The 20,496-nt window shown below is 68.0% G+C and carries 20 protein-coding genes; 9 read left to right on the top strand and 11 right to left on the bottom strand.

Going from position 1 to position 20,496, the window contains the following annotated elements; all coding sequences use genetic code 11:
- Positions 1-49 precede the first annotated feature (49 nt).
- The 11 genes from H5407_RS03745 to H5407_RS03695 all read right to left on the bottom strand — a co-directional run bounded on the left by H5407_RS03745 (position 50) and on the right by H5407_RS03695 (position 10,442).
- The gene (locus tag H5407_RS03745; protein ID WP_183103084.1) at positions 50-841 is read right to left on the bottom strand and encodes a CsgG/HfaB family protein; all 792 of its coding nucleotides are present in this window, start codon (positions 839-841) and stop codon (positions 50-52) included.
- 627 nt (positions 842-1,468) lie between these two features.
- Entirely contained in the window at positions 1,469-2,023 is a 555-nt protein-coding gene (locus H5407_RS03740) for a hypothetical protein (protein WP_183103083.1), read from the bottom strand.
- Between the two features lie 293 nt (positions 2,024-2,316).
- Positions 2,317-2,838, bottom strand: a complete 522-nt coding sequence (locus tag H5407_RS03735; RefSeq protein ID WP_183103082.1) for a hypothetical protein — start codon at positions 2,836-2,838, stop codon at positions 2,317-2,319.
- A gap of 16 nt (positions 2,839-2,854) precedes the next feature.
- Positions 2,855-3,154 (bottom strand): hypothetical protein, encoded by a 300-nt coding sequence (locus H5407_RS03730; protein WP_183103081.1) that lies wholly within the window; start codon positions 3,152-3,154, stop codon positions 2,855-2,857.
- A gap of 34 nt (positions 3,155-3,188) precedes the next feature.
- The gene (locus H5407_RS03725) at positions 3,189-3,494 is read right to left on the bottom strand and encodes a hypothetical protein (RefSeq protein ID WP_183103080.1); all 306 of its coding nucleotides are present in this window, start codon (positions 3,492-3,494) and stop codon (positions 3,189-3,191) included.
- A gap of 151 nt (positions 3,495-3,645) precedes the next feature.
- Entirely contained in the window at positions 3,646-5,442 is a 1,797-nt protein-coding gene (gene aspS, locus H5407_RS03720) for an aspartate--tRNA ligase (protein ID WP_183103079.1), read from the bottom strand.
- 121 nt (positions 5,443-5,563) lie between these two features.
- Positions 5,564-6,208, bottom strand: coding sequence for a DUF502 domain-containing protein (locus H5407_RS03715; RefSeq protein ID WP_183103078.1), 645 nt, complete (start codon positions 6,206-6,208; stop codon positions 5,564-5,566).
- Between the two features lie 35 nt (positions 6,209-6,243).
- Positions 6,244-6,570, bottom strand: coding sequence for an FmdB family zinc ribbon protein (locus tag H5407_RS03710; RefSeq protein ID WP_183103077.1), 327 nt, complete (start codon positions 6,568-6,570; stop codon positions 6,244-6,246).
- Positions 6,571-6,739: 169 nt separating this feature from the next.
- The gene (locus tag H5407_RS03705) at positions 6,740-8,215 is read right to left on the bottom strand and encodes a sodium:solute symporter family protein (RefSeq protein ID WP_183103076.1); all 1,476 of its coding nucleotides are present in this window, start codon (positions 8,213-8,215) and stop codon (positions 6,740-6,742) included.
- A gap of 121 nt (positions 8,216-8,336) precedes the next feature.
- On the bottom strand, positions 8,337-9,908 hold the full coding sequence (ubiB, locus tag H5407_RS03700; protein ID WP_183103075.1) for a ubiquinone biosynthesis regulatory protein kinase UbiB: 1,572 nt from the start codon (positions 9,906-9,908) through the stop codon (positions 8,337-8,339).
- A gap of 18 nt (positions 9,909-9,926) precedes the next feature.
- Positions 9,927-10,442 (bottom strand): hypothetical protein, encoded by a 516-nt coding sequence (locus tag H5407_RS03695; protein ID WP_183103074.1) that lies wholly within the window; start codon positions 10,440-10,442, stop codon positions 9,927-9,929.
- 142 nt (positions 10,443-10,584) lie between these two features.
- On the opposite strand from H5407_RS03695, the gene H5407_RS03690 reads away from it, so the two are divergent.
- The 9 genes from H5407_RS03690 (at position 10,585) to wecB (ending at position 20,477) form a co-directional block, all read left to right on the top strand.
- Positions 10,585-11,979: an undecaprenyl-phosphate glucose phosphotransferase gene (locus tag H5407_RS03690; RefSeq protein WP_183103073.1), complete on the top strand. Its 1,395-nt coding sequence runs from the start codon at positions 10,585-10,587 to the stop codon at positions 11,977-11,979.
- A 34-nt stretch (positions 11,980-12,013) separates the two neighbouring features.
- Entirely contained in the window at positions 12,014-13,243 is a 1,230-nt protein-coding gene (locus H5407_RS03685; RefSeq protein ID WP_183103072.1) for an outer membrane beta-barrel protein, read from the top strand.
- A gap of 16 nt (positions 13,244-13,259) precedes the next feature.
- Complete coding sequence (gene galE, locus H5407_RS03680; protein ID WP_183103071.1) at positions 13,260-14,273, top strand: UDP-glucose 4-epimerase GalE; 1,014 nt, start codon at positions 13,260-13,262, stop codon at positions 14,271-14,273.
- Positions 14,274-14,309: 36 nt separating this feature from the next.
- Positions 14,310-15,749, top strand: coding sequence for a mannose-1-phosphate guanylyltransferase/mannose-6-phosphate isomerase (locus H5407_RS03675; RefSeq protein ID WP_183103070.1), 1,440 nt, complete (start codon positions 14,310-14,312; stop codon positions 15,747-15,749).
- Positions 15,750-15,792: 43 nt separating this feature from the next.
- Positions 15,793-16,854 carry a dTDP-glucose 4,6-dehydratase gene (rfbB, locus tag H5407_RS03670; protein WP_183103069.1) on the top strand — a complete coding sequence of 354 codons (1,062 nt, stop codon included), beginning with the start codon at positions 15,793-15,795 and terminating at the stop codon, positions 16,852-16,854.
- Positions 16,851-17,747, top strand: a complete 897-nt coding sequence (gene rfbD / locus H5407_RS03665; RefSeq protein ID WP_183103068.1) for a dTDP-4-dehydrorhamnose reductase — start codon at positions 16,851-16,853, stop codon at positions 17,745-17,747. Before rfbB ends, rfbD begins: the two co-directional genes overlap by 4 nt.
- 82 nt (positions 17,748-17,829) lie before the next feature.
- Entirely contained in the window at positions 17,830-18,714 is an 885-nt protein-coding gene (gene rfbA / locus H5407_RS03660) for a glucose-1-phosphate thymidylyltransferase RfbA (protein WP_183103067.1), read from the top strand.
- The gene (gene rfbC / locus H5407_RS03655) at positions 18,714-19,262 is read left to right on the top strand and encodes a dTDP-4-dehydrorhamnose 3,5-epimerase (protein ID WP_183103066.1); all 549 of its coding nucleotides are present in this window, start codon (positions 18,714-18,716) and stop codon (positions 19,260-19,262) included. Before rfbA ends, rfbC begins: the two co-directional genes overlap by 1 nt.
- A 111-nt stretch (positions 19,263-19,373) precedes the next feature.
- Positions 19,374-20,477 carry a non-hydrolyzing UDP-N-acetylglucosamine 2-epimerase gene (wecB, locus tag H5407_RS03650; RefSeq protein WP_183103065.1) on the top strand — a complete coding sequence of 368 codons (1,104 nt, stop codon included), beginning with the start codon at positions 19,374-19,376 and terminating at the stop codon, positions 20,475-20,477.
- Positions 20,478-20,496 lie beyond the last annotated feature (19 nt).

Here is a 20,496-nt window from a genome sequence, read left to right as displayed (position 1 = left end):
CCGGTCCCTCCCGCCGTGCCGGCGGCAGGGGCAAGGCCCTGGCGGGGGGTCAGGTCTTGCCGTGCTTGGTGGCCACCGGCGGCGGCAGGTCCTTGGCGGCCAGCTCCCGCACCTGCACGACCAGCTTGTTGTGGGCATCGAGGAAGGCCGCGGCGATCACCTTGCCCTCGTTGCTGTTGGCCCAGCCGGCACCGCCGGCGCCGCCCAGCTTGCCGACCACGAGGCCGCCCATGCCCAGGTCCGTCACGCGGACGGAGCCGGTGGCGGCGGCGAGCTGCTCGGTGGTTTCGTTGTCGGTCAGCAGCAGGGCCACCTGGGCTTCCTTGAGCTTGACCTGCTCGGCCGCGGCCACGAACTTGTTGAGCACCGGGATCTGCGCCATGATCCCGCCGACCTCACGGCCGGCGTTCTGCTCGCTGAAGGTCAGGCTGGGCGTGAGGCTGTACTGGGCCTCGTAGCCACGGCCCTTGTGCACCGTGTTGCCTTCCTGGCGCAGGATGCCGGCGTCCTTGAGCTCCTGCTCCTTGATCGTGGCCTTGAGGCCCGCCGAGCGGTCCACCACGCGGAAGCAGCCGCTCTGCTGGGCCAGCAGGCGGATCAGGGGCACCGGCGAGCTCGGCAGGTTGTAGCTGCTGGAGACCGTGTAGCCGTTGGGGTTCTCCACCAGGGCCAGCGTTGCCACCGGGGCGTCGCACTTCACGAGTTCCTTGCTGGCCTGCTGCGCGCCGGCCGCGCCGGCCGAGCCGGTGATCTCGGAACTGCCCTCTCCGAGCTTGGCGCCCTGCTTGCCGCAGGCGGCCAGCAGCACGAGGGCCAGGATGGGCAAGTGACGGGTGGTCATGGGGGGAACTCCTCGGGGTGGCTTGTTATGAGTCTGGGCCGCGATTTTCGGGCAGCGCAGGGGTGAAATTCTTTACCAAATGTATGTTTGACTCCCCCGCACCGAGGGGGCGCAACGGGTGCCGCCCCAGTGATGGGGCGTCTTCCAAGGCTGAGAGGAAGGGCCGCCGCGCCCCCAGCAGGCCCTTGTGACAAGCCCCTTCCAAGCAGGCGGAAGCGTTGCGCTTGGCGACACCGAGGCCTTCGCCGCCGCGGCGCGCCACCACCGTCATCGCAGCCAGGCGCATAGGGGAGGACCTTGTCGGCTCCGTCACGTCAGGATCCGCGCCCCGGCATCCTGAGCGAATGGGCCCCAGGGCCCTCGGCTGCGAGGCGCATCCCGAGCCGCCGGTGACGCGCCTGCCGCAGCACCTTCTCGGGCGCACGCTCCTCAGCCATGGCACGCTGAGACACCGGTTGGAGAAGCAGGATCAGCCGCGCTCGCATGGCGCTTCCCTTGTGCTGGCAACGCAGCCGGTCGCTCCGCTGCGACTGCGGGGGAAGCCGGCACCTTGTCCTGGAGCGCGTGCTTGAATGGCACGCTCCGGCGGCAGCCGCCCCGCGAAGAAGCAGGCTTCGCAAATGCCGGTCAACGCGCACCTCCCTGCTTTTCGTAGGCTTCGACGGCTTCGCGGTACTGGCGGGACTTCAGCACCGTCGGCATGTAGCGGATCTTTCGCTTTCTCGCGAGGCTGATGGCGTAGCCGCCCAAGCTTCCTCGCGCCCCGCAATGGTCGCTGCACGATGAGCGAGCGCCTTCCTGGGCCTTGTCCGTGACGCGCAATTCGCCCTTCTCCGCCGAGATCGTCAAGCGGCAAGGTGGCTGGCCGGCCCGCTGCTCGCTGCCTTGGTAGACAAAAGCGCCCGCGTGGTACTTGGCAACGCCGTGAATGGCACAGGAATGACCGTTGAAGAACTGCAGGTCCATCCTGAAGTACAGGGCGTCGCCAGAATGGCGGACCAGCTCGATGATGTCTTCGGACCGGTACTTCTCGCCGTAGATCAGGGCGTTCTCGAACTGATGCTTGTAGACACCTTCCAACTGCTGAATCAGCGCCGTGGCGGCCGTGGCATCAGCCGCCATGCCCGCCTGCGGGAGGCCCCAGGATGCCGCCAGCAGCAGGACGCGCAGCAAGTCTTTCATCAAGCGATCCATGATCGTCATCCCTGGGCTGGAGGAGACCTTGCCGACGGAAGGCGCTGACCTTGATGCGGCAGGCCCGCCCCTCGCAAGTCCTGGCGCCGTGACCCAGGCACCGTGGCCGTGGCACTGCGCCGGCTCGATGCTACACAAGGATGCTTGTGCTCGGCCAGGGTCGCGGCGCCACAGCCCTCGCCTTGCGAACACGTAGATGCGCCCGGCAGAGGACACGAGGACCGCCTCGCCTGCGGCAAGGGCCAGGTCTTGCCCCTGCGGCATGGCGGGGGCTCGCCCGCTCAGTCCACCCAGGCCGCCTTCAGCTGGCGGCCCAGGCCCCGCAGGAGCGCTCCACTCGCCACGACCCAGAACGCGGTGCTGACGGCAAAGAAGGTCGGCTGTTCAGCCCAGGTGATGATCCGGGGATCGGCCTTGCTCAGGGCCAGGACCTCCCCGGCCAGCAGAGCGGACCCGCACTGGTAGAGGCCGAAGGCCAGCATGGGAGACAGGAGCAGCGCCAGGGTGGTGAGCTTGATCCGCTTCATGCGCCTCGCGTCCTCGATGGAGCGTTCGGACATGCTGGACCACAGGCCCAGCAGCCAGCTGCCCAGGCTCGCCAGCAGGGCCATGCCGATGCCCAGCGGCAGGCCGATGTACAGGAACATCAGCAGGCCCGGCAGCGCGGCCTGATGCAGGGGTGGCGCCACCAGGCGCACGAGGGCCAGGGCCAGGCCCAGGGCCATCAGCCACTTGAAGCTGTAGCCGGCCACCCGGAAGCGGTAGTGGCTGAGGGGTTCGTGGGGGTGTCGTGTGGGGCCCATGGGAGCGTCAGGGAAGTCACCTGGGTCCGACGGACGAGGTGACCCACCAGAGGAAGAGGATGGGGGCGACGATGGCGATGACAAAGCTCAGGGCAAGCGCCCGGGCGTTCTTGTCGGGGTTGCTGGCGCCGCGTTGCCCGTCAGGCGGACGCTTGCCCTTGCGCAGGGCGCGCAGGAGGTCCAGCGTCACCAGCACGCCAACGGCGGCCTGGGCAAAGCCCAGCACGCTAGCGTCACGCAGGCCGCCGAAGAAGGTGGACACGGTGAGCAAGACGCCCACGACGATCACGGCGGCGATGACGGCAAGACGAAACATGGCTGAAGTCGTGGCGGAGGGTCAAAACCTGGGCTCAAGAACGTGAGGAGCCCTTCCACACCCTGGGATTGGCGCGTGAAAACAGGACGCCGCAGATGCTCGCCAGCACGCCGAAGCCCAAGGCCGGCACGACGACGATAGGCGCCCACGCGATCTGCTCGTGCTGCCGAGTCCAAGATTCGGGGGCGATGAACACGACCCAGTACAGCGAGGGGATCGCCAGCACCGGCAGCAACACTGCGGCACTCATCCGCAACCATTGGGCCCGGTGTCGCGCGCAAGCCGTGCCGACGAAAAACGACAGCAGCGGGGCAGCCAGCAAGGTGATCAGAAGTTCCATGGTTTAACTGGCGAGGGCATGGCTTCGAATCATGAGCGAGCATCGTGGGCGATGTCCATGCGGCGCACCGCGGCAGACGCTGCCTTCGATGGAGAAAGGGCAGCCGGAGCTGCCCTTTCCAGACCTGATGCCCAAGGCATCAGTACACCGATCAGGCGTTCGTGGCCGCCGCCGCATTGCGCAGACGGATGTGCAGCTCGCGCAGCTGCTTCTCGTCCACGTTGGAGGGCGCGCCGGTCAGCAGGCACTGCGCACGCTGGGTCTTCGGGAAGGCGATCACGTCGCGGATGGACTCGGCCTTGGTCATCAACGTCACCAGACGGTCCAGGCCGAAGGCCAGGCCGCCGTGCGGGGGCGCGCCGTACTGCAGGGCGTCCAGCAGGAAGCCGAACTTGATGCGCTGCTCTTCCGGCGTGATGTTGAGAGCCTCGAAGACCTTGGCCTGCACTTCGGCGCGGTGGATACGCACCGAGCCGCCGCCCAGCTCCCAGCCGTTCAGGACCATGTCATAGGCCTTGGCGACGCACTTGCCCGGGTCGGTGGCCATGTAGTCCTCGTGACCGTCCTTGGGCGCGGTGAAGGGGTGGTGCACGGCGTTCCAGCGCTTCTCGTCCTCGTCGTGCTCGAACATCGGGAAGTCGACCACCCACAGCGGCGCCCAGCGGTCCTCGAACAGACCCTTGGACTTGGCGAACTCGCTGTGGCCCACCTTCAGGCGCAGGGCACCGATGGCATCGTTGACGACCTTGGCCTTGTCGGCGCCGAAGAAGAGGATGTCGCCGTCCTGGGCGCCGGTGCGCGTCAGGATGGCCTGGATGGCGGCGTCGTGCAGGTTCTTGACGATGGGGGACTGCAGGCCTTCGCGGCCCTTGGCCACTTCATTGACCTTGATCCAGGCCAGGCCCTTGGCGCCGTAGATCTTGACGAACTCGGTGTAGCTGTCGATGTCACCGCGCGAGAGCTCGGCACCGCCGGGCACGCGCAGGGCCACCACGCGGCCGCCGGGGGTGGTGGCGGGGGTGGAGAAGACCTTGAAGTCCACGTCGCCCATGACGTCGGTCAGCTCGGTGAACTCGAGCTTGACGCGCAGGTCGGGCTTGTCGGAGCCGAAGCGGTGCATGGCGTCGGCGTACTTCATCACCGGGTAGTCGCCCAGCTCCACGTCCATGGCCTTCTTGAAAACGTGGCGGATCATGCCCTCGAACATCGCGCGGATCTCTTCCTCGGTCAGGAAGGAGGTCTCGATATCGATCTGGGTGAACTCGGGCTGGCGGTCGGCGCGCAGGTCCTCGTCACGGAAGCACTTGGTGATCTGGTAGTAGCGGTCGTAGCCGGCCACCATCAGCAGCTGCTTGAAGAGCTGGGGCGACTGCGGCAGCGCGAAGAACATGCCGTCGTGCACGCGGCTGGGCACGAGGTAGTCGCGCGCGCCTTCGGGCGTGCTCTTGGTGAGCATGGGGGTCTCGATGTCGATGAAGCCCTGCTCGTCCAGGTACTTGCGGCACTCCATGGCCACGCGGTAGCGCAGCTTGAGGTTGTTCTGCATGTAGGGGCGGCGCAGGTCCAGCACGCGGTGCGTGAGGCGCGTGGTCTCGGAGAGGTTTTCGTCGTCCAGTTGGAAGGGAGGCGTGACGCTGGGGTTCAGCACTTCCAGCTCATGGCACAGCACTTCCACCTTGCCGCTCACGAGACCGGCGTTCTCGGTGCCGGCCGGGCGGGCGCGGACCTTGCCGACGATCTTCAGGCAGAACTCGTTGCGCACGCCTTCCGCGGTCTTGAACATGTCAGGGCGGTCCGGGTCGCAGACGATCTGGACCAGGCCTTCGCGGTCACGCAGGTCAATGAAGATCACGCCGCCGTGGTCGCGGCGACGGTGGGCCCAGCCCATCAGGGTCACGGTCTGGTCGAGCAGCTTTTCGCTGACTTGGCCGGCATAGCAGGTACGCATAGAAGTTCTCCGGATATTCCTTGAAGGCAGCCGCACAGCCCGGTGGGCGCGCGGCCTGCAAATGTGTTCTTGTTGGCGCTGGGAGGCCTCAGGCCCTCAGGATTGAGCACATGCCTGGTGCTCAACCCGGTTGATTTCGCCCGTCGGGTTCGGTGACGGCAGGGGCCACGACACCCATGGAGATGATGTACTTCAGCGCCTCGTCCACGCTCATGGCTAGGGGCCGGATCTGGTCACGCGAGACCATCAGGAAGAAGCCCGAGGTGGGGTTGGGCGTGGTCGGCACGTAGAGGCTCAGGTGCTCGCCGCTGAGATGCTGGGCCACCTCGCCACCGGGCTGACCGGTCACGAAGGCGATGGTCCAGGAGCCCTCGCGCGGGTACTGCACCAGCACGGCCTCGCGAAAGGCATTGCCACTGCTGGAGAAGAGCGTGTCCGAGACCTGCTTGACCGAGCTGTAGATGCTCTTGACGATGGGGATGCTGGAGAGCAGCTTGTCCCACTGCCGCAGCCACCACTGGCCGAACATGTTCGCCACGAACATGCCGGTCAGGAAGAGGGCCAGGGCCAGGATCAGCACGCCCAGGCCGGGGATGTTGCCCAGGCCCAGGATGTTGTCCCGCAGACTGGCCGGCATCACCAGCGCCAGGGCGCCCAGCAGCGAATGAAAGACGCCGTTGACGACCCCCAGGACCTGGTTCAGGACCCAGACGGTGATCGCCAAGGGGAGCCAGACCAGAAGGCCGGCGATGATGTACTTTCTCACTGGGTTCCCTGTGATGAGATGCGGAAGCTGCCGCTTCAGTGGCAGGCGCAGGAGCCGCCGCAGGGCGTGCCGCCGCTGCTGGCCGAAGCGCTGTCGCTGCTGCCGGCACTGGAGGCTTCGGCAGCGGCCGGCGCAGCAGCGGACCCCGCTGCCGTGGCCGTGGCGGCGCTGCCACCGCTGCCGCCCTTGAAGTCGGTCACATACCAGCCCGAGCCCTTGAGCTGGAAGCCGGCTGCGGTGATCTGCTTCTGGAAGGCCTCGGCGCCACAGGCCGGGCAGGTGCTCAGCGGTGCGTCAGAGAGCTTTTGCAGCACGTCTTTGGCGTGACCGCATGACCCGCAGCGGTAAGCGTAGATCGGCATGATGTTCTAAGCTGTTGATCAAAAAGGCGAAATTATAGGGGTCGCCCGGCGCCCCCACCCCATGGACGAGCCATGAGCCCGTGCGCAGGGCCCAGATGCGGGCCTTTGTCGCGCTTTCAAGCCCTGGCCAGGACGCTGGCGGCGCCTGGCTGCGGGGGCCGCACCGGCCTCAGGCCTGCGCCTCGTCCGGCAGGCCCTTGACGTGGTGCTTGTGCTCGTGGCGGTTCTTGAGCCACTGCGGCGCCAGGGAGCCGAAGACCATGGCCACGATGCCGGTCAGCAGCCCGGCCAGTTGGCCCGGGAAGACCTCGCCCATCAGGCTCACCTGGGGCAGGAAGGCGATCCACACCGCGATACCCCCCACCAGGGAGAAGATGGCGCCCTGGGTGGTCGCCCGGCTCCAGTACAGGCCGAAAACCAGGGGCACGAAGGCACCCACCAGGGTCACCTGATAGGCCGAGGACACCAGCTCGTAGATCGAGGTGCCCTTCATCGCGATGGCATAGGCCAGCACCAGGCCCGCGAAGATGATGATGGTCAGGCGCATGGACAGCAGCTGCTGCCTGTCGCCCATGTGCGGACGCAGATTCTTCAGGATGTTCTCGACGAAGCTGGTCGAGGGCGCCAGCAGCGTGGCCGAGGAGGTGCTCTTGATGGCTGACAGCAGGGCCCCGAAGAACAGGATCTGCATGAGCAGGGGCATCTTGGTGAGCACGAAGGTCGGCAGCAGCTTCTGGTAGTCGTCCTTGGCGATGTCCAGGGCCTCCTGGCCCATCACCACCACGGCGCTGGCCACGATGAACATGGGCACGGCGGCGAAAAGGATGTAGCTGAAGCCGCCGATCATGGCGCCGTTGCGGGCGGTCTTCTCGTCCTTGGCGGACATCACGCGCTGGAACACGTCCTGCTGCGGGATGGAGCCCAGCATCATGGTCACGGCCGCGCCGATGAACATGGCCACGTCCGTGAACTTGGGTTCGGGCAGGAACTTGAACAGATCCTTGCTCTGCGCCAGGTCCAGCACCTTGCCCGCGCCGCCAGCCAGGTCCGCCGAGAACACGGCGATCACCGACAGGCCCACCACCAGTACGATCATCTGGATGAAGTCCGTCCAGGCCACGGCCAGGAAGCCGCCGATCACGACGTAGATCAGCACGGCCAGGGTGCCGACGATCATGCCGGCGGTCTCGCTCATGGCGCCATTGGTCAGCACCGAGAAGACCAGGCCCAGGGCCGTGATCTGCGCCGCCACCCAACCCAGGTAGCTCAGGATGATGGCCGCCGAGCAAAACACCTCCACGCCCTTGCCGTAGCGCTGGCGGTAGAAGTCGCCGATGGTCAGCAGGTTCTGGCGGTACAGCTTGGTGGCGAAGAAGGCGCCCACCAGGATCAGGCAGGTGCCGGCGCCAAAGGGATCCTCGACGATGGCATTGAGCCCGCCCTGCACGAACTTGGCCGGGATGCCCATCACCGTCTCGGCGCCGAACCAGGTCGCGAAGGTGGTCGTGATGACCATCACCAGGGGCAGGCTGCGGCCCGCGATGGCGAAGTCGCTGGTGTTCTTGATGCGGGTGCCGGCCCAGACGCCCAGGGCCAGGGTGCCCAGCAGGTAGAGCACGACAAAGACGATCAGCGTGGTGTTCATGTCAGAGGCCCAGGCGCAGGCGTGGCAAAAGAATGGGATGGCGGGGTGCGCCGGACACGGGTGGATCGGCGCTCAAAAGCGCGCATTATCCGCGAGCCCGGGGCGAAATCCGCCCCAGCCTTCAGTGCATCAGGGAAGTCCAGAAGCGCATCAGCCAGGGCGTGGCCAGCAGGCCCAGCACGAAGCCGCCCAGGGCCAGCAGGAAGCCCATCAGCAGGCGGTTGGTGCGCCGCTGCTCCACCAGCATCGCCCGCAGCAGCGCCGTCTCGTCGGTGGACTGGCCCTGGCGCTTCAGCGCGTCATGCAGCAGACGCGGGAATTCCGGGAAGAACTGCGCATAGCGCGGCGCTTCCTTCTTGATGCCGTTGAGCAGGGCGCGCCAGCCCACCTGCTCGTTCATCCAGCGCTCAAGGAAGGGCTTGGCCGTGGCCCAGAGGTCCAGCTCCGGGTCCAGTTGGCGGCCCAGGCCCTCGATGTTGAGCAGGGTCTTCTGCAGCAGCACAAGCTGGGGCTGAATCTCGACATTGAAGCGGCGCGAGGTCTGGAACAGGCGCATCAGCACCTGGCCCAGGGAGATGTCCTTCAGCGGCCGGTCGAAATGGGGCTCGCAGACCGCGCGCACCGCGCCTTCGAGCTCATCGACCCGCGTGTTGGGCGGCACCCAGCCGGACTCGATGTGCAGCTCGGCCACGCGCTTGTAGTCGCGGCGGAAGAAGGCGATGAAGTTCTGCGCCAGGTATTCCTTGTCGACCTCGGTGAGCGTGCCGATGATGCCGAAGTCCAGCGCGATGTAGCGGCCGAAGGTGGCCGGGTCCAGGCTCACCTGGATGTTGCCGGGGTGCATGTCCGCGTGGAAGAAACCGTCGCGGAAGACCTGGGTGAAAAAGATGGTGACACCGTCGCGCGCCAGCTTGGGGATGTCCACCCCCGCCTCGCGCAGGCGCGGGGTCTGCGAGATGGGCACGCCGTGCATGCGCTGCATCACGATGACCTGCTGGGTGCAGAGCTCCCAGATCATCTCCGGAACCAGGACCAGGCCCAGGCCGTCCATATTGCGGCGCAGCTGGGTGGCGTTGGCGGCCTCGCGCACGAGGTCCAGCTCGTCGTGCAGGTAGTTGTTGAACTCGGCCACCACCTCGCGCGGCTTCAGGCGCCGGCCGTCGGCCGAGAAGCGCTCCACCCAGCCGGCCAGGGTGCGCAACAGGGCCAGGTCGTCCTCGATGATGTCCAGCATGCCCGGGCGCAGCACCTTGACCGCGACCTCGCGCCCATCCTTGAGCGTGGCGAAGTGGACCTGGGCGATGGAGGCACTCGCGACGGGCTCGGCTTCAAAGGTGGCGAAGAGCTCCTCGATGGGCTTGCCGAAGGCCTTCTCCACCAGGGCCCGGGATTGCGCCGCCGGGAAGGGCGGCACGCGGTCCTGCAGCTTGGCCAGCTCCTCGACCATGTCGTCGGGGACCAGGTCGCGCCGTGTGGACAGCACCTGCCCGAACTTGACGAAGATGGGGCCCAGCTGCTCCAGCGCCAGCCGCAGACGCACGCCGCGAGGAAGTTCCCAGGCCCGGCCCACCGACACCAGGCGGTGCAGCAGTCCCAGCAGCCGATGCCGGCGGAAGCCGGACAGGGCCAGCTCGTCCAGGCCGTACTTGAAGATGGTCCAGCTGATGACCAGCAGGCGGGCGAAATAGCGCATCGGGGGCTGACTCGTGACTCAGCCGCCGCGGGACTTCATCAGCCCGGCCGCGCCGCGAGCGAGGGCGCCGCAAGCCTGGGCAGCAGCCTGGCTCCAGCGGGCCAGTTGGCGGGCGGGCATGGGACCGACCAGCTTGGCGAGGTCGTCCTCGATGTCCCAGCGCAGGTTGTCCATCAGCCAGCTCATGTCGCCAGCCAGGGCGGCATCGCCCTGCACCTGCACACCGGGCTTGGCGCCGGTGAGCGCCCCCAGGGCCAGGGCCGCGGGATTGCTGGCATCGACCTCGATGCGCAGCGCCTCTTCCGGCGCACTGTCCAGGCGCTCGAAGAGCCCGGCAGGCGTGATGGCCAGCAGCATGTCGGGCGCTGCGGGCAGCAGGGCAGGCCAGCCGGCCAGATGCACGCGCAGCACGCGGCCCGCGTGGGGGCGCAGGCGGTCCGTCGCCACGCTTTCGCGGGAGAGGACGTGGTTGAGCAGGAGGGCGATGCGGTCCTGCACCGCCGGCGCGAGGAGCGTCGACCAGTCTTGAATCATGGGCGGATTGTAGGCAGGCCGGCACACCAGCGCCTGCGGGGGATCAAGACCCGACCCCGCCCCGCTCTTGAGGGAGAATCGGCGGCCGGCCGGTCCAGCAGGACCTGCCCCGCTCACGCAAGGCCACCGGAGCCCCTGCACGATGTTCGAGGACCGCAGCTACAAGAGAACGTTCTACAGCGCCCCCCAGTCGGTTCCGACCCTGGTCGCGGCCTTCCTGGAGCCCGGTCTCACCGTGGCCGTGTTCCTGGCGGTCAATGCCTGGTTCGGCGAGCCGGTGATCCGGGCCAGCTACGTTCTGTGCCTGCTGGTCTTCACGCTCACCTTCCCGGGCCGCGACCGCTTCTCCACCCACCCGGTCAGTGCCATCACCGACATCCTCAGCGCCTGGGTCGTGCTGCTGGCCATCCTCTGGGCCTTCGCCTACGCGACCAGCAGCCTGGGCTATTTCGACAAGCGCGTGCTCACCTGGTGGGCCGTGCTGACCCCCCTGTTGCAATGGGCCAGCGTGGGCTTGGGCCACCGGCTGCTGCGCTGGCTGGCGCGCCGGCCACAGGCGCGCAACGCAGCCGTGATCGTGGGTGCCGGAGCCCTGGGCGCCAAGGTGGCCCGCGCGCTGCAGACGGACGGCACCCACGGCCGCGATCTGCTGGGCTTCTTCGACGACCGGCGCGGCGAGCGCGTCCATGCCGAGGCCAGGGAGCGCCACCTGGGCGCGCTGCAGGGACTGGCCGACTTCATCCGCACCCGCAATGTGCGCGAGGTCTACATCACCCTGCCCCTGGGTTCGCAGCCCCGCATCGTGACCCTGCTGGAGCAGTTGCAGGGCACCACGGCCTCGCTGTTCTTCGTGCCCGACGTTTTTGGCATCAGCATCATCCAAGGCCGGCTGCAGGACCTCAACGGCATGGCCGTGGTGGGCATCTGCGACACGCCCTTCACCGGCAGCAACGAGCTGATCAAGCGCTGCAGCGACCTGGTGCTGGCCAGCCTCATCCTGTTGATGATCGCCCCCCTGATGCTGCTGATCGCCCTGGGCGTGAAGCTCAGCTCGCCCGGGCCCGTGCTCTACAAACAGCGGCGCAACGGCCTGGACGGGGGGGAGATCAAGGTCTACAAGTTCCGCTCCATGCGCGTCATGGAGACCGGCGACGACATCCGCCAAGCCACGCGCGACGATCCCCGCATCACCCCCTTCGGCGCCTTCCTGCGGCGGACCTCGCTGGACGAGCTGCCCCAGTTCATCAACGTGCTGCAGGGGCGCATGAGCATCGTGGGGCCGCGCCCGCACGCCGTGGCCCACAACGAGCAGTACCGGGAGCTGATCAAGGCCTATATGGTCCGGCACAAGGTCAAGCCCGGGATCACGGGATGGGCCCAGGTGAACGGCCTGCGCGGGGAGACCGATACTCTGGACAAGATGCGCGCACGGGTCGAATACGATCTGGAGTACCTGCGCAACTGGTCGCTCGGCCTGGACCTGCAGATCATCGCGCGCACCATCCGTCTGGTGGTGTTCGATCGCAATGCCTATTGAACACAACACCAGACATCGCCTGTCGAAGCCACCCATGACCGCTGCCTTCCTCCGACCCGCCCTGCGTGCCGCCGCCCTGCCCTGCCTGCTGGCGCTGCCACTGGCGCCCTCGATGGCACAGGCTGAAACGAATCCTTACTACCTCGGCATGGGCGCGGGCCTGACCCATGTATCCAACCTGTACCGCCTCAGCGATGCCAGCCCGCACAGCAGCGACTGGGTGGGCAGCATGAGCCTGCGCGCCGGCATCGACCAGACCTTCGGGCGCCAGCGCCTGGTGCTGGACGCCGCCCTGCGCCATCAGCGCTACCGCCACAACAGCGCCCTGGACAACAGCGGCTACAGCCTCTCTGGCGGCTACAGCTGGGAGGCCTTCGAGAAGCTCAGCGGCACCGTGAGCGGCAGCGCCAGCCGCTCGCTCGCCGCCTTCAATCCGGGCGACCGCCCCAGCGTGGCCGAGCGCAACGAGCAGCACAACGAGCAGCTCAATGCCCAGGTCCGCTACGGCCTGGGCGGCGCCTGGCAGGTGGAGGGCGGTGCAGGCTGGCTGCGCGAGCGCTTCAGCCTGGCCAGCTACAGCCCCTACAACTACCGCCAGCACAGCAGCAATGCAGGCCTCAACTACCGCCCTCGCCCCGGCCTGCGCCTAGGGCTGAGCGGCCGCATGACCCGTGGCAGCTACTACGAGCGCGTGGTCGCCAGCGGCATCGGCGAGGAACTGGACCGCAAGGAGCTGGGCCTGGCCCTGGACTGGGAACCGGGCGGCGCCAGCAGCTACAACGCGCGGCTGGGCCATGCCCGCACCACCTATCGAAGCAACGAGGGGAACAACGTCAGCGGCCTCACCGCCTCGCTGCAGTGGAACTGGCAGCCCAGCACCAAGCTGCGCCTGGGCACCCAGCTCGCCCGCGACGCCGGCCTGGACAGCAACAGCATGCTCGCCGGCCTGATCCGCACCGAGAACAACCGCAGCAGCACCTCGCTGCGCTTCAGCCTGGACTACGAACTGACGGCCAAGATCGCTCTCAACGCCGGCCTGCTGAACACCCGCCGCGAGCTGCGATACACCAGCAATCTGGGCCAGGCCGTCGAGGGTCACGACAACAGCCGCGTCCTGACCCTGGGCGCCAGCTGGGCGCCCTGGCGCAACACCCAACTGGGCTGCCAGTATTCGCACGAGGAGCGCAGCAGCGCCTCCACCCAGTTTTCCCTGCCGTACAGCGCCAATGCCTTCGGCTGCAGCGCGCAGCTGATGCTCCGCTGAACCCCACCGCAATCCCATGGCCAAGATCCTGCTGACCGGCGCCGCCGGCTACATCGCGTCGCACACCTGGCTGGCCCTGCAGGCTGCGGGGCACGAGGTGGTGGGCGTCGATAACTTCTCCAACAGCTCGCCCCTCGTGCTGGAACGGCTGCGCGAGCTCGGCGGCCAGGCGCCGGTCTTCGAGCAGGTGGATGTCTGTACGCCGGCCCTTGCCGGGGTCTTCGAGCGCCACCGCCCCGATGCCATCGTGCATTTCGCCGCCTTCAAGGCCGTGGGCGAGTCCACCAGCCAGCCCCTGAGCTACTACCGCAACAACATCGGCGGCCTGGTCAACACCTGCGAAACCATGCAGGCCCACGGTTGCCGCCGCCTGGTGTTCAGCTCCAGCGCCACCGTTTACGGCGTGCCCGAGCGCCTGCCCTTGACCGAGGACGCCCCCGTCAGTGCGGTGAACCCCTACGGCGCCACCAAGCTGATGGGTGAGACCATCCTGCGCGACCTGGGCGCCGCGGATCCGCTGTGGCAGACCGCCTGCCTGCGCTACTTCAACCCGGTGGGCGCACACGAGAGCGGCCGCATCGGCGAGGACCCGCGCGGCATTCCTAACAACCTCATGCCCTATGTGGCCCAGGTGGCCATCGGCCGCCGCGCACGCCTGCAGGTCTTCGGCGACGACTACGACACCCCCGACGGCACCGGCGTGCGCGACTACATCCACGTCTGCGACCTCGCCGAGGGCCATGTGGCCGCCCTGCGCCGTTTGCTGGAGGCGCCCGGCTCGCTGACCGTCAACCTGGGCACCGGCCGCGGCTACAGCGTGCTGGAGCTGGTCAAGGCCTACGAGCAGGCCAGCGGTCGCCCCGTGCCCTACGACATCGTGGCCCGCCGCCCCGGCGACGTGGCCGCCTGCTACGCCGACCCGGCCCAGGCCCAGGCCCTGCTGGGCTGGCGAGCCCGGCATGACCTGCAGCGCATGTGCGAAGACAGCTGGCGCTGGCAGTCGATGAACCCCCAGGGCTTCCAGGCCTGACCCCGCCGGCACGACCGGTCGCCCCTTCGAACGATCATGAGCATTCTCCAGATCCAACCCGTCATCATGGCCGGCGGCAGCGGCACGCGGCTGTGGCCGCTGTCCCGCGCGGGCTTCCCCAAGCAGTTCCTGGTGCTGTCCGGCACGCAGAGCCTGTTCCAGCAGGCGGTGCAGCGCGTGGCCGGCCTGGCTGCGGCGGACATCAGCGCCCTGCCCGCCCTCATCGTGGGCAACGAGGAGCACCGCTTCCTCGTGCTGGACCAGCTGCGAGACGCGAAGATCCAGACCGCCGCCGTGCTGCTGGAGCCCGTGGGCCGCAACACCGCGCCTGCCGTCAGCCTGGCCGCCCTGCAGGCCCTGGCCGCGGGCCAGGACCCGGTGCTGGTGGTGACCCCGGCCGACCAGACCGTGGTCGATGAGGCCGCCTTCACCGCCGCGCTGCAGCGCGCCGTGCGCCAGGCCGCCGAGGGCGGCATCGTGATCCTGGGCATCACGCCGGACCGGCCCGAGACCGGCTTTGGCTACATCAAGAGCCAGACCGAAGGCGACAGCTGGCGCGTCGAGCGCTTCGTCGAGAAGCCCGACCTCGCCACCGCCGAGGGCTACCTGGCCGCGGGCGACTACTTCTGGAACAGCGGCATGTTCGTGATGCGCGCCAGCACCTGGCTGCAGGCCCTGCTGCGCTTGCGCCCCGACATCGACGTGGCCACCCGCGCCGCCTTCGCCGGCGCCCAGCCCGATGGCCTCTTCGTACGCCCCGACAAGGCCCTCTTCGCCGCCGTGCCCGCCGAGTCCGTCGATTACGCGGTGATGGAGCGCTGCCCCGGCAGCGACATCCCCCTGCACATGGTTCCCCTGGACGCCGGCTGGAACGACCTGGGCGCCTGGGACGCCGTCTGGCAGGTCGCACCCAAGGACGCCGCGGGCAATGTCACCGTGGGCGATGCCCTCGTGGCCGACAGCCACAACACGCTGGTGCATGCGACCAGCCGCCTGGTCAGCGCCGTCGGCCTGGACAACATCGTCATCGTCGAGACCGCCGATGCCGTGCTGGTGGCCGACCGCAACAAGAGCCAGGACGTCAGGAAGATCGTCAGCCAGCTCAGCGAGCGCCAGCGCGCCGAGCAGAACCTGCACCGCAAGGTCTACCGCCCCTGGGGCTGGTACGACAGCATCGACATGGGCGAGCGCTTCCAGGTCAAGCGCATCATGGTCAAGCCCGGCGCCTCGCTGAGCCTGCAGATGCACCACCACCGTGCGGAGCACTGGATCGTGGTCTCCGGCACGGCAGAGATCACCAATGGCGAGCAGGTGCTGCTGCTGTCCGAGAACCAGAGCACCTACATCCCCCTGGGCCAGGTCCACCGCCTGGCCAATCCGGGCAAGGTGCCGCTGGAGATCATTGAAGTACAGTCCGGGTCGTACCTCGGCGAGGACGACATCGTCCGCTTCGACGACAGCTACGGGCGCAAGTGAGCCCGGGGCCCCGCCGGGCAGCCCTACAGACGCAAGCACAGCAATGACAATCCTGGTCACCGGCGGCGCCGGCTTCATCGGCAGCAACTTCATCCTGGACTGGCTGGCTCAGTCGGACGAGACGGTGCTCAACCTGGATGCCCTCACCTACGCGGGCAACCTGGAGAACCTGGTCGCGCTGAAGGACGACGCCCGCCACGTCTTCGTGCAGGGCGACATCGGCGACCGCGCCCTGCTGGACCGCCTGCTGACCGAACACCGGCCGCGGGCCCTGATCCACTTCGCGGCCGAGAGCCATGTGGACCGCTCCATCAGCGGCCCCGGCGCCTTCATCAAGACCAATATCGAAGGCACCTACACGCTGCTGGAGGCCGCCCGCCAGCACTGGCAGGGTCTGCCCGAGAGTGAGCGCGCCGCCTTCCGCTTCCACCACGTCTCTACCGACGAAGTCTATGGCTCGCTGAAGGCCGAGGACCCCGCCTTCGCCGAGACGAACCCTTACGAGCCCAACAGCCCCTACTCGGCCTCCAAGGCCGCCAGCGACCACCTCGTGCGCGCCTGGCACCACACCTACGGCCTGCCGGTGCTGACCACCAACTGCTCCAACAACTACGGGCCCTATCACTTCCCCGAGAAGCTGATCCCCTTGATGATCGTCAACGCCCTGGCGGGCAAGCCTCTGCCGGTCTACGGCGACGGCCAGCAGATCCGTGACTGGCTCTATGTGCGCGACCACGCCTCGGCCATCCGCGCCGTGCTGGCCGGCGGGCGCGTGGGCGAGACCTACAACATCGGCGGCTGGAACGAGATGGCCAACATCGACATCGTCAAGACGGTGTGCGCCCTGCTGGACGAGTTGCGCCCCGATACCGCCGGCCCCTACAGCCGCCTGATCACCTACGTGAAGGACCGCCCCGGCCACGACCGCCGCTATGCCATCGACGCCCGCAAGATCGAGCGCGAGCTGGGCTGGCGCCCCGCGGAGACCTTCGCCACCGGCATCCGCAAGACCGTGCAGTGGTACCTGGACCACCCCGAGTGGGTGCAGCGCGTGCAGTCCGGCGCCTACCGCGACTGGGTGCAGCAGCAGTACGGCCGCGCATGAAGATCCTGCTCCTGGGCGCTTCTGGACAACTGGGCTGGGAGTTGCAGCGCGCGCTGGCGCCGCTGGGCGAGGTGCTGTCGCCGGGCCGCGCCGACGGTGCGGACATGGCCGAGCCCGAGCGCATCGAGGCCCTGGCCCGAGCCATCGCGCCGGACGTCATCGTCAATGCCGCCGCCTATACCGCCGTCGACAAAGCCGAGAGCGAGCCCGCACTGGCGCGGCGCGTCAATGCCGAGTCCGTCGCCCGGCTGGCCGGCGTGAGCCGCGAGACGCAGACCCTGCTGCTGCACTACAGCACCGACTACGTCTTCGACGGCAGCGGCGACCACCCGCGCGATGAGACCGCCCCCACCGGCCCGCTGAGCGTCTACGGCCAGACCAAGCTCGAAGGCGAGCAGCTCATCCAGGCCAGCGGCTGCCCGCACCTCATCCTGCGCACCTCCTGGGTCCATGCGGCCCGCGGCGGCAACTTCGCCAAGACCATGGTGAAGCTGGCCCGCGACCGTGATCAGCTGCGGGTGATCGCCGACCAGGTCGGCGCACCCACCGGTGCCGACCTCCTGGCGGACTTCAGCGTGCAAGCCCTGCGTGCCACGCTGGCCGCCCCCGGCAAGCAGGGGCTCTACCACGCCACGGCCGGCGGCGACACCAGCTGGCACGGCTATGCGCGCCTGGTGCTGGAGCACGCGCAGGCCCTGGGCCAGGTCCTGAAGGTCCGGCCGCAGGACGTGCAAGCCATCCCCACCAGCGCCTACCCGACGCCGGCCCGCCGCCCCTTGAACTCGCGCCTGGACTGCCGCAAGCTCTGCGCGCAGTTCGGCCTGCGCCAGCCGCCCTGGCAGGACGGGGTACAGCGCATGCTGGACGAGGTGCTGGGCGAGCGCGGCCTCTGAAGACGGCCGCAAAACCCTTGTTTCATTGCCGAGCAGGGTCCGCACGCCGCGGCATGCTTCGCAGGGAAGGAGCTTCCAAGCCATGAAGAATCGCAAAGGCCTCATCCTCGCCGGCGGGTCCGGCACCCGGCTGCATCCGGCCACCCTGGCCATGAGCAAGCAGCTGCTGCCGGTCTATGACAAACCCATGGTCTATTACCCGCTCAGCACCCTGATGCTGGCGGGCATGCGGGACATCCTGCTGATCAGCACGCCCCAGGATCTCCCCCGCTTCGAGGCCCTGCTGGGTGATGGCTCGCGCTGGGGCCTGAATCTGCAGTACTGCGTGCAGCCCAGCCCCGACGGCCTCGCCCAGGCCTTCCTGCTGGGCCGGTCCTTCATCGACGGCGCGCCCTCGGCCCTGGTGCTGGGGGACAACATCTTCTACGGCCACGACTTCCAGGGCCTGCTGGGCGAGGCCTCGACCCGCGAGCAGGGGGCCACGGTCTTCGCCTACCACGTGACCGACCCGGAACGCTACGGCGTGGTCGATTTCGACGCGCAGCGCCAGGCCCTCTCCATCGAGGAAAAGCCGCGCCAGCCCAAGAGCAACTACGCGGTCACCGGCCTCTATTTCTACGACGAGCAGGTGTGCGACATCGCCGCCGGCATCCGCCCCAGCGCGCGTGGCGAGCTGGAGATCACCGACGTCAATGCCCAGTACCTCCGCCAGGGCCAGCTGCAGGTGGAGATCATGGGCCGCGGCTATGCCTGGCTGGACACCGGCACGCATGACAGCCTGCTGGACGCCGGCCAGTTCATCGCGACCCTGGAGAAGCGCCAGGGCCTCAAGGTGGCCTGCCCCGAGGAGGTGGCCTTCCGCAACGGTTGGATCGACGCCGGGCAGCTGGAACAGCTGGCCCAGCCCATGGTGAAGAACGGCTACGGGCAGTACCTGCTGCGCCTGCTGAAAGAGAAGAGCTATTGATGAAAGTGACCCCCACCCGCCTCCCTGAAGTGCTGTTGATCGAGCCCCGCGTCTTCGGCGACGCGCGAGGCTTCTTCACGGAGAGCTGGAACCAGCAGGCCTTCGACCAGGCCGTCGGCAGCGAGGTTCGTTTCGTGCAGGACAACCACTCCCGCTCCGGCCGCGGCGTGTTGCGCGGCATGCACTTTCAGCTGCCGCCCCATGCCCAGGGCAAGCTGGTGCGCGTGGTCAGCGGCCGCGTCTTCGACGTGGCGGTGGACATGCGTCGCGACAGCCCGCGCTTCGGCCAGTGGGAGGGCTACGAGCTGAGCAGCGACAACCACCGCCAGCTCTGGATCCCGCCCGGCTTCGCCCATGGCTTCCTGGTGCTCAGCGAGAGCGCCGACTTCCTCTACAAGACCACGAACTACTACGCCCCGCAGGCCGAGGGGGCGCTGGCCTGGAACGACCCGACCGTAGGCATCGAGTGGCCCCTGGACGGCCTCGCCCCCCTGCTGGCCGACAAGGACGCCAAGGCCCCCCGCCTGCACGACGCCCTTTACTTCTGAACACAGTTGCGGTGAGCGGCCCCTCGACTGCGGGGCCAGCCTGCGGCGCGGGCCGACAGGCTGCGGGGCGACACCTAGAATGCGGCCATCTCAAGATCAGGCCAGCCTCCCATGTCCAAACCCTGCATCCATCTCGTCGCCGGCGCGCGTCCCAACTTCATGAAGATCGCGCCCATCGTCCGTGCCCTGCAGGCAGACGGCCGCCTGGCCTGGAAGATCGTGCACACCGGCCAGCACTACGACCGGGACATGAACGAGGTGTTCTTCGAGGAGCTGGGCATCCCGCAGCCCGACGTGCGCCTGGGCTGCGGCGGCGGCAGCCATGCCGCCCAGACCGGCAAGATCATGCAGGCCTACGAAGACCTGGTGAACGCCGCGAAGCCCGCCGCCTGCCTGGTCGTGGGTGACGTGAACTCCACCCTGGCCTGCTCCGTCGTGGCCAAGAAGGCCTGCGTGCCGGTGGCCCACGTGGAAGCAGGCCTGCGCAGCGGTGACATGAGCATGCCCGAGGAGATCAACCGCCTGGTCACGGACGCCATCTCCGACTGGTTCTTCGTCACCGAGCCCAGTGGCTACGAGCACCTGAAGCGCGAGGGCAAGGACATGTCCATCGTCTACGACGTGGGCCATGTGATGGTCGATAACGTGCTGTTCCAGGCCGACAAGCTCAAGGCCATGGATACCTCGGGCCTGGAGACCGACGCCTACAAGAAAGCCCATCCGCGCTACGGCGTGGTGACCCTGCACCGCCCCTCCAACGTCGACAGCGCCGAGGCCCTGGAGCGCATCGCCACGGTGCTGCGCACGGTTTCGCAGGAGCTGCCCCTGATCTTCCCGGTGCATCCGCGCACCCGCGCCAATATCGAGAAGTTCGGCATCGACCTGGGCAGCAACGTCACGCTGATGGGCCCGCAGGCCTATATGTCCTTCCTGCACCTCTGGAAGGACGCCGTGGTCGTGCTGACCGACAGCGGCGGCCTGCAGGAGGAGACCACCGCCCTGGGCGTGCCCTGCATCACCATGCGCGAGAACACCGAGCGCCCCGTCACCGTCGATGAGGGCAGCAATGTGCTGGCCGGCACCGACCCGGCCAAGATCATCCCCCTGGCCCTGGACGCCATCCGCAATGGCGGCAAGCGCGGCCGCCGCCCGGCCCTGTGGGACGGCAAGGCCGCCGAGCGCATCGTCGCCATCCTGGCCGACAAGCTGCTCTGATCGAGCCCCCATGAACAAG

Source organism: Mitsuaria sp. WAJ17 (assembly GCF_014174515.1).
Taxonomy (GTDB): Bacteria; Pseudomonadota; Gammaproteobacteria; order Burkholderiales; family Burkholderiaceae_C; genus Roseateles_B.
The sequence above is the reverse complement of the archived record's forward strand: the minus strand, read 5'-3'. Positions and strand labels throughout refer to the sequence as shown.

Coding starts and splice junctions, on each gene's coding strand:
- H5407_RS03745 (WP_183103084.1), bottom strand. CDS start 841: ATGACCACCCGTCACTTGCCCATCCTGGCCCTCGTGCTGCTGGCCGCC.
- H5407_RS03740 (WP_183103083.1), bottom strand. CDS start 2,023: ATGAAAGACTTGCTGCGCGTCCTGCTGCTGGCGGCATCCTGGGGCCTC.
- H5407_RS03735 (WP_183103082.1), bottom strand. CDS start 2,838: ATGGGCCCCACACGACACCCCCACGAACCCCTCAGCCACTACCGCTTC.
- H5407_RS03730 (WP_183103081.1), bottom strand. CDS start 3,154: ATGTTTCGTCTTGCCGTCATCGCCGCCGTGATCGTCGTGGGCGTCTTG.
- H5407_RS03725 (WP_183103080.1), bottom strand. CDS start 3,494: ATGGAACTTCTGATCACCTTGCTGGCTGCCCCGCTGCTGTCGTTTTTC.
- aspS (WP_183103079.1), bottom strand. CDS start 5,442: ATGCGTACCTGCTATGCCGGCCAAGTCAGCGAAAAGCTGCTCGACCAG.
- H5407_RS03710 (WP_183103077.1), bottom strand. CDS start 6,570: ATGCCGATCTACGCTTACCGCTGCGGGTCATGCGGTCACGCCAAAGAC.
- H5407_RS03705 (WP_183103076.1), bottom strand. CDS start 8,215: ATGAACACCACGCTGATCGTCTTTGTCGTGCTCTACCTGCTGGGCACC.
- ubiB (WP_183103075.1), bottom strand. CDS start 9,908: ATGCGCTATTTCGCCCGCCTGCTGGTCATCAGCTGGACCATCTTCAAG.
- H5407_RS03695 (WP_183103074.1), bottom strand. CDS start 10,442: ATGATTCAAGACTGGTCGACGCTCCTCGCGCCGGCGGTGCAGGACCGC.
- H5407_RS03690 (WP_183103073.1), top strand. CDS start 10,585: ATGTTCGAGGACCGCAGCTACAAGAGAACGTTCTACAGCGCCCCCCAG.
- H5407_RS03685 (WP_183103072.1), top strand. CDS start 12,014: ATGACCGCTGCCTTCCTCCGACCCGCCCTGCGTGCCGCCGCCCTGCCC.
- galE (WP_183103071.1), top strand. CDS start 13,260: ATGGCCAAGATCCTGCTGACCGGCGCCGCCGGCTACATCGCGTCGCAC.
- H5407_RS03675 (WP_183103070.1), top strand. CDS start 14,310: ATGAGCATTCTCCAGATCCAACCCGTCATCATGGCCGGCGGCAGCGGC.
- rfbB (WP_183103069.1), top strand. CDS start 15,793: ATGACAATCCTGGTCACCGGCGGCGCCGGCTTCATCGGCAGCAACTTC.
- rfbD (WP_183103068.1), top strand. CDS start 16,851: ATGAAGATCCTGCTCCTGGGCGCTTCTGGACAACTGGGCTGGGAGTTG.
- rfbA (WP_183103067.1), top strand. CDS start 17,830: ATGAAGAATCGCAAAGGCCTCATCCTCGCCGGCGGGTCCGGCACCCGG.
- rfbC (WP_183103066.1), top strand. CDS start 18,714: ATGAAAGTGACCCCCACCCGCCTCCCTGAAGTGCTGTTGATCGAGCCC.
- wecB (WP_183103065.1), top strand. CDS start 19,374: ATGTCCAAACCCTGCATCCATCTCGTCGCCGGCGCGCGTCCCAACTTC.